Source organism: Burkholderia sp. MSMB1826, from assembly GCF_001526325.1.
Lineage (GTDB): Bacteria > Pseudomonadota > Gammaproteobacteria > Burkholderiales > Burkholderiaceae > Burkholderia.
Genome location: NZ_LOYN01000038.1, coordinates 24,758 through 37,654, shown reverse-complemented (window position 1 = coordinate 37,654; position 12,897 = coordinate 24,758). Strand labels below are relative to the sequence as shown.

Here is a 12,897-nt window from a genome sequence, read left to right as displayed (position 1 = left end):
CCATTCCGATATCGATATAAACCCGTACGATGCCCGAAGCCAGCCCGTGGGGAAACCGCGCCCGCCTGAAGACGCGCCAGTTGCTGCTGCTCGTCGCGCTCGCCGACGAAGGCAGCATTCACCGCGCGGCGGCGGCGCTGAACATGACGCAGCCGGCTGCGTCGAAGCTGCTGCGCGAACTCGAGGAATCGATCGGCGCGGTGCTGTTCGAGCGCCTGCCGCGCGGGATGCGGCCGACGCTGTACGGCGACGCGCTGATCCGCCACGCGCGCGCGGCGCTCGGCAGCCTCGACCAGGCGCACGAGGAGCTGGCCGCGCTGAAGGCCGGCCATCTCGGCCACGTGGCGGTCGGTGCGATCACGTCGCCGGGCCTGCGCCTCGTGCCACCGGCCGTCGCCGCCGTGAAAGGCACGCATGCCGGCCTGCACGTGTCGGTCGAGATCGACACCAGCAACGTGCTGCTCGAACACCTCGCGCAGGAAAAGATCGACATCGTGCTCGGCCGGCTGTCGGCCGAACACGACAAGCTGCGCCTGCGCTACGAGCCGCTGACCGGCGAGTCGGTGGCGGCCGTGGTGCGTCCCGGCCATCCGCTGCTCGCGCACGCGCCGCTGTCGCTCGCGGACGTGCAGCGCGCCGCCTGGGTCGTGCCGCCGGCCGGCAGCGTGCTGCGCCACCGCTTCGATCTCGTGTTCCAGCGCGCGAGCCTCGCGCCGCCGGCGAACGTCGTCGAAACGGCCGCGCTGCTGTTCATCACGCAATTGATCGAGCAGAGCGACATGATCGCGGTGCTCGCCGAGGACGTCGCGCGGTACTACGCGCGGCACGGCATCGTCACGGTGCTGCCGCTCGAGATGGACTGCCGGATGGACGATTTCGGGATCATCACGCGCACCGACCGGCTGCATTCGCCGGCAGTGACGGTGATGGTCGAGGCGATTCGGGCGGCGGCGCGAGAGGTGTACGACGTCGCGCTGTGACGCGGGCGCCGGCTTCCGGACAGGCCGGGCACGGGCTTACGCTTTCATCATCAGAACTGTGCGGTGACCTGAAAACCAACCGTGACACGCGCCGTCGGGAACCCGGACGGCTTGTAGATCGGCGTGCCGGCGAACAGGTCGTAACCGTAGGCCCCGAATCGGGTCGCGACGCTGCCCTTCACGCCGATCACGGCGCCCGCCAGTTGCGTGCCAACCAAGGCGACCGGCTGCGGGCCCCACACGCGGCCGTAGTCGATGCCGGCATAGACGGCCTGTCCGGTTTGGCCAATCGGCGCCTGAAGCTCGTTGCGCCAGTAGAATCCGCGCGCGGCGGCCAGCATCGTCTCGCCGTCGAATCCACGCACCGTATAGCGGCTGCCGATCGTCAGATCGTCGATATAGTAGAGCGTATTGCCCGTGTACTGGCCGTGGAACGTCGTGACGTAGCGGAACGGCTGCTGCGCAATCGCGAACGGCACCGACAGGTTCGCGTCGAGCACGGCCATTTTGAAGCGATAGGTCTGGTCTCCATTCAGCTCGGGGATATCGTCCTGCGCGCCGAACCCGCCGACGCCTTGACGGTACGCGAGCGTGCCGTCGAATTGAGCACCGCCGAAATAGTGTCGATCATTCAGACCGAGTTCGATGAACGTGTTGTTGCGGCGTTGTTGCGGGATTTCCGTATCTTCGATGAAGCTCTGGCCGAAGCGGCGCGACAGGCGCACGTAGCCGCCGAATACGTCGTTCTGGCTGCGCGCGAGCACGCGGGCGAGTTTGAAATCGATTGTCTTCGAATTACCGCTCGCGACGAAGGTTTGGTTGACCCCGGCGATTTGCTGATAGTACGTGTTCGTGTACGCGGACAGCGTCGCAGTCCAGTAGCCCCACGGAATCGAATAAAAGCCGTTCCAGCCGTGCGAGCCGAGGCGCTTGTCGCCGAACTCGAGATCCTGGCTCACGCCGATGTTGAAGAGGTCGTTCAGGCCCAGCGGGTTGTCGATGCCGAGCGACAGGTTACCCTGCAGTTTGCCGGTCGCGCGTGTGCCGGAGTTGTCGATCGATGCGACGACGGTCCACGGCTTACTGCGTTTCACGTCGAGCACGACGTCGCTTTCGCCGGGCACATCGGCCGGCACGATCTGCATCGACACGTCCTGGCTCGACACGCGCTTCATCTGCTCCAGACCTTGCTCAAGGTCGCGCAGGTTGAGCAGTTCGCCGTCGCCGGTCGGGAAGGCGGTTTTCCAGGTGCCGCGGAGCTTTTCATCGGCGAAGCGTACATGGAGGATGACACCGGGGATCAGCGAGAGCTTCAGCGTGCCGATGGAGAGATCCTGTTCGGGCAGCAGCACGCGCGTCGTCACGTACCCGCGCGCCAGAATGGCTTGCGACAGGCCTTTGACGAGCGCGTCGAGTCCCTGTTTGCCGACACACTGCCCGGTGTAGTGTTCGAGCCATTCGCGCGCGAAGGCGAAACGATCCATCGGCAATGCCGACGCGCCTTGCAACTTCAGGGAAGCGGGCAGCGCATCGGGTACGTCGAGGGAGAAACGATCAATGCGAAAGCAGGGCGTTTCCGACGGCAGCGTGGGATACCCGGCGCGTGCCGTCATGTTCGACCGTACCCCGGGCGCGGTGACGGTTCGCTCGCGCTCACGTGCCTCTTCTTGCTGTCGGGTTTGCTGGTCATTGCCCGGAACGGTCAGGCGCGGCGCTTCCTGCGCGGACACACTGGTCGCGATAAGCAGCAGCGCTGCTACAGCGGAATTCCCCCGGCAAATAGTTCTCATGTATTTTTCATCGCTTGATTGTGAATGTCGACTACGTCGCACACCGATCGGTGCTCAGTATGCGATCGGCAGTTAACCGGACGCACCTAGCATCCGTCAACACCATTAGACTTACCGCATTACAACATCGCAAGAAGCCATGGGCGCCCGAAGATAAAAGCAGCGATTAATTCGACGCTCATTAACGCCATTAATTATCTTTGCCATCCTTCATTTCTGAAAATATGGGAGCGCCTTCTTAAATCTAACCAATAAATTCCCCATCAGAATGGGATTCAAAAAAGACGCACGAGTGCCTTTCCAGAGGCGAAACTTCCCAAGCACCTTACCCACAAGTGTCCTGAACATTTCGTCAATCAACCCGCCTATGATCTAACCCAACATGGCAGTCCCTGACCAATAGGAGTGCAGGTCGGTCAGTTCTCTCGGTTTTTTTGTGCGGTATGCCCTAAAAAAGCAACGAGAGTGACCGTGGCAGACAAACCCACAAATACAAGCAACGCGAAAGGCGTAAGGAATTCACCGAATCTAGATACTGTAGCCTTGAAGCCAACCACCACAATCCCCGCCGCAAATAATCCAAGATATATAAGCAACATTGATGCGAAGAAAACCTTCCAGAGACGAAATTTCCCGAGAATCCTTCCGAAAACTGGGCCGAAGAATCCTCCTATAAGACCACTTATGGATTCAAGCGACATTCCCACTCCTTATTGCTTATGAGGCTCACCAGATTTCACAACTGCCTGCGCTGCTCTACCAGCCGTTTGACTTAGCGCAAGCCCGACTCCACGGATCACAAACCCTGGAATAGTTGCGACATTCATGATCGAATTAGGAATTCCCGCCCAGCCCAACATAGATGTAGTAAATATAGAATTATATGCGCCAAATGTCGTTGCGGTCGCCAATCCGGCTAGTGAAAAATTCTGATTAAAACTCTCGTAGAAGTTGTTCCCTTTCAATGTAGCTACCCCAGCACTGGCCGCAGCTACGCCCGTATAGATGCCACCGGAAACTGCCGCTCCAGTTGCAGCCGCCGTCGTTAGCGAATACCCTGCCTGCGCAGCCTTGTAGGCGGCAAACAGGTCTTGCGCGTACGATACCCCTGCCGATCCACCAGCAATTATTTCCGGTGCGAGGCCCGCGGTAACGAGACCACCAGCGATCAGCAGTCCTGCTGTCGGGTTTGCCGCAGATCCGGGCAAAGCTCGCTGCTCGGGTGTCAGCGTGCCATCCTTGTTTCCAGACAAGAACGGACTGTTGTACTCCGCCGACGTCGCATGGAACAGCCCGCCACCGTTCTGACTGATATAGGCCACCGCGGTTGCGTCCCCTCCCGGCCCCTTGCTTGCCGCCGCATCCACCAAACGATAGCCGTTCGCGAGCAGCATATTCTCCGCCTGCTCCGCAGTGAGTGCCTTTCCGGTCTTTTCTTCATAGAACTTCGCGAAGTCATTCGCCTTGTCCTTCGTCCACTGTCTTTCGTCGGGGTGAAGCTGCCGGTTGAACCGATCGACGTTGTACCCAGAGAACGCCCCCGACTCACCGCCCACCGCCGCACCCGCCCCCGTCGCAAGCGCGTTCGCCACGATGTTGCCCAATGCCTGGTTCATATTGGCGTTCCCAGTCGGATCGCTGCCCGCGATCGCACTGCTCAACTCATTCAGCTTGCCCGACGCAATCGATGCAATCGCCGCACCGGCGGCACCGCCTACTGCATTGCCTCCCGCCAACCCCGTCACCAGCGCCGCGCCGGCACCTTGCATCAATGCGCGATTCGCTCCGCCTTCCTTCCACGCGTCGACGCCCGCCTGATCACCGTTCGCCGCGGCGTCCTTCATCATCTTGTCCGCGTAGTCCCCGATCCGACGCGATACGGCTTCACCCGCCGCACTGGCCGCCGCCATCATGTCCGCCTGATTGCTCAAGAGATTCTGCATGTCGGGGAGTTTGGCGACCGTACCGTTCGTGTTCGTCGTATCGCGGTTCAAGCTGGCGACGTCCTGCTTCTGGTTCGCCGAATCCGTGATCGTGACCGTCCCCGCACTCACGCCGCTCTTCGTCGTCGCGCTATCACTACCGCTGTCGTTCTGGCCAAGCATGGGCGCGGCGCCGCCCGCGTTCTTGCCCGACGTGCTGCCGTGCGTGCTGTAGTTCATCCCCCCATCGCCGGTCGTCGCACCTGCACTGAAGCCGCTCGAGCTCGCATCGTAGTGCGACTGGTTCTGGACGTCCGAGAAGGACAGCGAACCTGTTGTCAGCGAATTCTTCGACGCATCGGCTTGACTTGCGATCAGCCCACCCTTCAGGTCGGTATTACCGGTGACGTTGATATTGAAACCGCCGTCACCTGCTTGAATCCCGGCCTGTTCATTGACGCCCGCATAGGTGCCCGACGCGTTGCCCTTGCTCTGGCTGAAGCTCGCACTGGCGCCACCCTGACTGATGTTGAAGCCCCCGCCTGAACTCGACTGATGCGCCGCGCTCGACAACGTGTCCTGCACGCTGACGATGTTCAGGTTTCCGCCCACGTCGGCGTTCACCTTATTGCCCTTCACGTTCGAGCCGATGATGTTTGTATCGCCGCCAGAGATGATCGTCACATTGTTTGCTGCGTTTACATGGCTATTGTTCTGCGTGGCCAGATCGCTGTTGCCATCGCCGTTCGCCTTCGACATCGCCGCGGAAACACCGAACCCGCCCGTGCCGACGGAAACCCCCACGCTCGCGCTCTTTGACTCATTCGTGCTACGCGTCGAATCCGTATCGGTCGTATTGGTGATATTGACCTGATTCTTCGCTGCCAGGATCACGTCGTTTGCGTTCACGTTCGAACCAACGATCGCCACATTACCGCTACCCGGTTGCCCGTTCCCCGTTGCCGCAAATGCCACCGTTCCGCCCGCATTCACATTCGAACCGCGATTCGTCACGCTGCCTTCGGAGAATGCGCTCTTGCTGTGACTGCTGCCGACGCTGACTTCGACCTTGAACTGAGGCGTTTCGCCCGCCCCCAGCGCCCGGACCACATCGCCCGCAGCCATGTTCGCATCCCACGCGGCGCTCGCCGCAGCCATCCCGTGCAGCGCCGCTGCCCGACCATCCTGGCTATTGCTGGACGCACGCGATTGACCAACGGCATTCGATACCGCGTCGATCACCGGCGCCTTCAGTGCCAGCGTCAGGCCGCTCTTGGAAACTTCCTGCGTTTCACCGCGGTGGTTCTTGTCCTGCGCCGCGTCAATCGTCACGTTCGCGCCTGTCCCGCTGAGATTCTTCGCTGCGATTAGATCGCTGCCGGTTACGTGCAGATCGTTGCCAGCCGTGATGCTCAGGTTGCCCTTCAGCGAACCGATCGTGCTGGCGTTGTTCGACACCTCGGTCGTCTGGCTGGTCGTCTTCAGCGAACTGCTGCCCACCGACACCGACAGGCCCCCGCCCGACATCAGTCCGGATTCCTTCTTGTTGTAGTAGCTCGACGACTGCAAGGTGTCCTGCGACGTCGTCACCGTCACGTTGCGCGCTGCCGTGAGCGTTACGTCGTTCGTTCCGACGATGGTGCTGCCCTGAACATTGACGTCCTTTCCACTGACAATGTTCACGCCGTCCGCCGACACCAGGCTGCCGCGATTGAGCGTCATCGTCTGATCGATCCCGCTCGCAACCTTCACGCCACTCACCACATTGCTGTGGCTATGCGTTTCGTGCGAGTTCAATTCGTGCATCTCGGTTGCCACGCCGATATTCACGTCACCGGCCGCCAGCAGGTTCGCGTTGCCCTTGTCGAGGCTGATTGCGCTGCCGGAGAGCGTGATGTCCTTACCCGACACGATGTTCACCGTGTCGCCGCCCTTGAGCGTCGTGCCTGTGAGCACCTGATCCGACGTGTGCTGCGTATCCGCGGAGCTGCCGTGACTGTCGCTGCCCGAACTGTTGCTGTTCACCGTCGACGTCGTACTCGCCGCGCCGAGCGTCACGTTACCCTTGGCTGCGATCGTACCGCCCTGTCCGAGGTCGATCTGCGCACCCTTCGCCGTCAGATCGCCACCCACGACGACGTTCGACTGTCCACCAACCGTCACCGAGCTACCGGTGACCTTGTTGATGTCGGTATTCGACACACCGTTCGCCCGCTGCACGATCTTGTGCTCGCCCGTCTGCACCGCACCGAGATCCCAGTTGCCGCCGACGTTCATCCCGAGATTGCCACCGACCGACAGGTTGCCCGCGTTCTGCTGAAAATTGTCGCCGGTGACGATCGAGGCATTGCCCGCAACATCCAGTTTGGCGGTCGGCCCGAGCGTCGTCACCACGCTCGTTGCGCCGTCGCGGCTCACGCGCGTATTCGTCTTCGTCGCCGTATCGAGAATCAGGTCCTTGCCGGCATCGAGCTGAAGGCTGCCGGCCTTTACATTCGCCGACGTCAGGTCGATGTTGTTCTCGGTCTTCAGTGCCATCAGCCCGCCGCTTTGCAGCGCGCCGAACGCGTTGTCGATCTGCTTGCCCTGGATCGCCAGCGTGTTGTCCGCCTTGATCGCGCCGCTGTTCGTGAACGACTGTGCATTCTGGAAATCGATGTTCGTCGCACTGATCAACGGGCCGTTGACATTTTGCTGGTTCGCGTGCGCGAGATACACGACCGGCACCAGCACCGACTGCCCGTCGACCACCTGTGTTTCCATCATGATCACGTTGCTGGTCAGCTTCGACACCTGCTCGGCCGACAGGCTCGCACCCATGGGAAGATCGAGCGACTTCGACAGATCCGCGCCAGCCGTCATCAACGATTGGTACATCGTCTGCAAGTCGGCATACGGCCCCAGCACCGCCTTGCCGGTCAGCGCAGTCACCTGATTGCGCACGAGTTGCTGTTCGTAGAAACCGTCACCAAGACGCTTCGGGATATGCGTGAGGTCGACGCCGAGCTGCCCGAAGAAGTAGTCGCTCGAAATGAAGTTCTTCTGGTTCGTGAACGCCGGATTCGTCTCGATCACGTAGTTCGCATTCGGCGCGGTAGTCGGCCGGTACAGCCCGCCTTGCGGAATCGTGAGATTGTTCAGCACGTTCAGCGCCGTCGCGCTGGCGATGATCGGATCGACCGGCGCCGGTTGACCGCCGTGCACCGACGATGCACCCGATTTAGCGCCGCTTGCGTTACCGCTCAGATTGGTGGGCGTAAGCCCTGGCGCCGACTGCCCTGGCAACAAGCCGAGCGACGGAATCGACGCGTTGGCCGCCGTGTTACTGACGCTGACGCCCGTCCCCGAGATCGTGCCGTTCGAACTCAGCGTCGAAAAGTAACCCGGCAGCGTGTAATCCTTGATCGATGCCGGCGCTGCCTGCGTAAAGCCACCCGGACGCCCGGTCACGAACGGTGCATTGCCGAACGGCAACTGCCAGTCGTGTTCGGAATTGTCGTAGTTGTTGTAGTGGTATTGGCCCGAGTACGAGACCGTCACGCCCGGCAGTTTCTGTCCGGACGCCGCCCAGCCGTCGGCGTCGTAGTGCCCCGGCATCTTGAGGTCGCCGACTGCCGCGATGTTGCTCCAGTAGTTTTGCAGCGTGCCGACGGACGACGCATCGATCTTGCCGCCCGACACGATCTGTGCGGCCGGGCTGATGTCGGTCACGGTCGTCGCCGTCGCGCTGTCGGCATAGTAGGTCGTGAACTGATAGCTGCTGTTCCATTGACCGCTATGAGGCGGCGAAATGAATAAGCCGCCCGGTTGTTTGATCAGTTCTGCCGCTTGGTCCGGTGTAGGGTCCTGGATACCGTAACTCGTCTGCCCCGTGCAATTCCCCACGAAATACGCCGCGCATCCGGACATGCTGATGCCGAACTGCGCGAGCAATGTCGGATCGATCTGACTGGTGGTCGTCTTCATCACGCGCCGCGTGCTCGTCACCTTGTCCGCGTGTAGTTCCATGTCGCCTTCGGACTGGATCAGCGCCGATACGTTGTTGACCAGCGCGGCGTTCGTGTAATTGCCGCTGGCGTCCTTGCCACCTGCCAGCACGACCTTGCCCATGCCGAAGATCGCCGTCGTCGCCATCGAATCGGTCGTAGTGGTGTCGTCGCGGTTCTCGATGTCGTGCGCGAGAATTTCGAGCGTGCCGCTGCTGTCCGATGCACCGATCAACGCGGTCGGTCCGAGGTTCGAGATCGTGTTCGTCGCATTCAGCGAAACGCGGGCGCCAACGAGCGCGCCGGTATTGAACAGGTTGGTCGAGTGCGTGCGCAGCAGGCCGCCGGCAGTCAGGGCGCCCACGTTGACGATGTTGCCCGCGTTGACGCTCAGGTCGTTGACCGATTGCAGGTTCGCATTGTTCGTGAAAGTGCCGGGCAACGTGAACGCGAGATCGTGACCGACATTGAATTGCGTGTCGGGCGCCGCCGTGTAGTCGCCTTGCAGATTCACGTTGGCGTCGTGCGTCGCGCTGTACGTGCCGCCGCCTTGCAGCGTGGCCGCCGCGACTGACAGGTCGTGGGTAGAACTGATCTGGCCGTTGGTGTTCGTGATCGCGCCGGTGGTCGTGACGTTCACGTCGCCGTTCGAGTTCGTGACGTTGCCGATGCTGCCGCCGCTGTTGTCGAGCGTATTCGCGTTGACATGCAAGGATCCACCGCTGAGCTGACCACCCTGCGTGTTGTTGATCGACGCCGCGGCCACCGTCACGTCACCGTTGCCGGTAATGGCGCCCATGCCCGACACGCCGCCTGCATGGCTGTTTGCGATCCGACTGCCGCCCTGCACCGTCATCTTGCCGGCGCCGAGGTCGACGATGGCACCGTCTGCGTTGTCGATCGACGCCGATTGAATGTCGAGCGTGCTGGTGTCGCCTGCAGTCGATTGCCCGGCCTGGACATGGCCGCCCTGGTTCGACAGCGCACCGCCGCTCTTCAACGACAGTGACGCGTCCGATCGCAGCAAACCCTGCGCGTTGTTCACGTCGCCGGCGATGGTCGCATTGAGGCCGCGTTGCGCGGCAAGAATACCGCCCGCGTTGTTCCAGGTAGCCGCGTTGACGATGGCTTGCCCCTTCGTCACGATGGTGCCCGACGCGTTGTTCAGCGCGCTGGCGCCCGCAGTGGTCCCGGTACCCGGAGCGATCGTCAGCGTGCCCGTGCCGGCGTGCGTAATGGTACCGCCCGCGTTGTTCAACTCGGCCGGCTTGAGCGTCAGGTCCGTGCTGTTGGTCTGGATCACGCCGGCGGCCGAGTTGTCGAGCGTGCCGCTGACGTTGAGGCCCATTGCCGACGATCCGTACTGCGTGATCGTGCCGCCGTGGTTCGTCAGGTTCGCAGCCGTCAGCGCAAGCTGATTCGCCTCGAGCTTGCCGCCACTGTTGTCCAGCGTCGAGTCGGCCGTGACCGACAGATCCGGTGCAACGATCGACCCTCCCTGGTTCGTCATCGAGCCCGTGTGGACCGTTGCGTTCGTGCCGGCACCGATCTGACCACCGTCGTTCGTCAGCGTGCCGCTGGTGACGCTCAGATCCGTGTTCGACAGCAGCTTGCCGTTCGCGTTGTTCAACGTGCCGCCGACGGTTGCCGTCAGGCCGGTCTGCGCGTTGAACGCGCCCGATGTGTTGTTCAGCGCGCCGGTTTGCGCGACGACGCGCCCGTTGCTCGCGATCGAACCGCCCACGTTCGACACCGAACCTGTGCCGCTGCCTACTGTCAGCGTGCCAGTGCCGGCATGGGTGATCGTGCCGCCGTCGTTCACGAGCGCGGCAGGCGCGAGCGTCAGGTCAGTACTGTTGGTTTGCAGCGTGCCGCCATTCGAGTTGTCGAGCGTGCCCGACACATTGACGGTCATCGGGCCGGTACCGGTCTGCGTGATCGTGCCGCCGTGGTTCGCAAGGTCGGTTGCGGTCAACGACACCTGACCGGCCTGCACGGTGCCGGCACTGTTGTCGAGCGTCGTGGCGCTAACCGTGGCCGTCTTGCCGACGATCGAGCCGCCGTTGTTCGTCAAGTGCGCGCCGGCTTCCACCGCGACGCTCTGCGCGGCCTGCAGGGTTCCGCTGCCGTTGTCGAGCGAGTGGCCCGCGATACGCAGATTCGTGTTGGACGTGATCGCGCCGCGGTTGACAACGTTTGCGCCGCTGACCGAAACATCACCGTTGCCGCCGATGACGCCGCCTTGCGCGCCGTTCGCTGTCGTACCGGCGGCGTTGGTCAATTGGCCGCTCGTCCTCACCGACAAGCCATCGCCGTTGAGCGACGTGATCCGTCCCGCCGTGTTGTCCAGTGACGCACCGGTCACCGTCATGCCGGCCGCGCTTTGAATCGTGCCCTGGTTGTTCGCGATGGCGCCGCCGTGCAGGTCCGCCGTGCTTTCGGAGATCAGTTCGCCGGACTGGTTGGCGATCTGGCCGGCAACATTCACCGACAGCACGCCTTGCGACGAGACCTTGCCGCTTTGGTTCGACAGGTTGCCGCCGGTCAGTACCATGCCGCCGCCGCTCGACAGGCTGCCGTGGTCGTTGATCACCGTACCCGTCGCGTTCGCCTGAATGGCCCCTTGCGCGCTCGTTGTCGCATTCGACAGGTTCACGTCGCCGGCCGTCGCATTCAGCGACAGGTTGCCGTTCGCCGCCGTCTGGCTGCCGGCAAGATTCACGCTGCCGCCCGTCAGCGACGCGTTGCCGCCCGCGACATTCTGGCCGGTTGCGCTCAGTTGGCCCGACGCAGTCACGTTGAGGTCGCCGCTGTGCGCGACGGACCCGTCGCTGTTCACGCCCGCGCCGAGCGTGCCGGTCGAATTGATGGCGCCCGCATTTACCGTCGTGTTCTGCTGTGCCGCCAGCGTCCCGCTGTTCGTGAGATCGGCGGCGGTGTTCGCCGACAGCGATTGCTGCGCATACGTCGTGCCGCTGTTCTGAATACCGCCTGCGGCCGACAGCGCGAGATTGCCGCTCGCGGTCGTCTTGCCCGTGAGCACGAGTCGGCCGTCCGATTGCAACGTCAGGTCGCCTGCCTGCGCCGCGATCGTCCCTGCGTTCGCGACACCGACGCCAGCGGAATTGCCAACCAAAAACACCCTATTGGCATACATACCGCCCAATTGCGCGACGTCGATCGCGACAGCCGGGGCAGGACCGTCACCGGCGATTGGCGTCGCGGCAAGCGTGTCATGATTGACCTGTTGCGCACCGGCGATCACGTTCAGATCTTTTGTGTAGATCGCGGCATTGGCCTGCACGGCGCGGGCAATCAGGTCGACCTGATCGACATTCGACGCATTGAGGCCGGCGCCTTGCACGGTAATGAGCCCGCGCGATACGTTGTAGCCAGTCAACGATCCGTCTGCGCCATAGTACGGCTGGCCGGTCGTCAAGGTCGCGCGACTGGTATTGATGAAGCCGCCGCCGTCTACGACAAGACCGGCTTGATTCGCCAGGACGACCTGTGCGCTCGGCCCCGCGACCTCCACGAATCCGCGGATAAACGAGGGGGCGTTGCTGTTGACCTGATTGACGATGATTCGCGCGGACTGACCCGGACCGTAGTTCGGGTTGCCGTTGATATAGCCCGCTTGCTGCGTATTGACGATCGTCGGCGAGTTGTTCAGGATCGCGCCGGCTTTTTGGACGTCGAACTGGTTGTAGGTGTTGACCGATACGCCCGCGTTCGACGGACGCGCCACGTTGACTTGCGGTAAGCCGTTAGGCGTCTGGATCACTTGCGTGCTGGTGCCCGGCGTGGGGATGATCTGCGCATCGGACAGGGTGGGCAGCATGCCGAGCGCAGCGACGCCCGCCATCACAACGCGAACGCCGGACGTCGACAACCGCCGCTGCGCCCGCCGCCGCGCGCGAGCTTCGCCCGTTGCCGATTTCCCCTCGGCCGCCGCCGTCTCCGCGACGGCCACCACCATACCCCGAAGCCCGGAATACACCAGGCGATGCGTATTCTTGTTCATTCTCGTCGACGCGGCCCGCGTCCATTCGTTTGCTTATTGGACGCGAGCTTACCGAAACCATTACGAATGACTGTCAAAAATTGCCAAACCGTTGAAAGGAAACCACAAATTTCAAGTTTCGGACGCGTCTAATTACGTGTTCCCGCAACGTCTCGGGTCGAGCCACTAAAGCGTACGGACAACAAACCGGATCGA

4 protein-coding genes are annotated in these 12,897 nt (G+C 62.3%); 1 reads left to right on the top strand and 3 read right to left on the bottom strand.

What is annotated here, in order from left to right:
* The first annotated feature begins 29 nt into the window (after positions 1 to 29).
* A complete protein-coding gene (locus tag WS95_RS22555) occupies positions 30 to 980 on the top strand; it encodes a LysR family transcriptional regulator (protein ID WP_059826114.1) in 951 nt (316 codons plus the stop codon).
* 50 nt (positions 981 to 1,030) lie between these two features.
* Here the strand turns inward: WS95_RS22555 and WS95_RS22550 are convergent, their stop codons facing one another.
* From WS95_RS22550 to WS95_RS22545, 3 genes are all read right to left on the bottom strand, one after another.
* Entirely contained in the window at positions 1,031 to 2,770 is a 1,740-nt protein-coding gene (locus WS95_RS22550) for a ShlB/FhaC/HecB family hemolysin secretion/activation protein (protein ID WP_059826112.1), read from the bottom strand.
* Between the two features lie 416 nt (positions 2,771 to 3,186).
* Positions 3,187 to 3,471 carry a hypothetical protein gene (locus WS95_RS35110; protein WP_156441776.1) on the bottom strand — a complete coding sequence of 95 codons (285 nt, stop codon included), beginning with the start codon at positions 3,469 to 3,471 and terminating at the stop codon, positions 3,187 to 3,189.
* 9 nt (positions 3,472 to 3,480) lie between these two features.
* Positions 3,481 to 12,702 carry a hemagglutinin repeat-containing protein gene (locus WS95_RS22545; RefSeq protein WP_156444567.1) on the bottom strand — a complete coding sequence of 3,074 codons (9,222 nt, stop codon included), beginning with the start codon at positions 12,700 to 12,702 and terminating at the stop codon, positions 3,481 to 3,483.
* Positions 12,703 to 12,897: the final 195 nt, after the last annotated feature.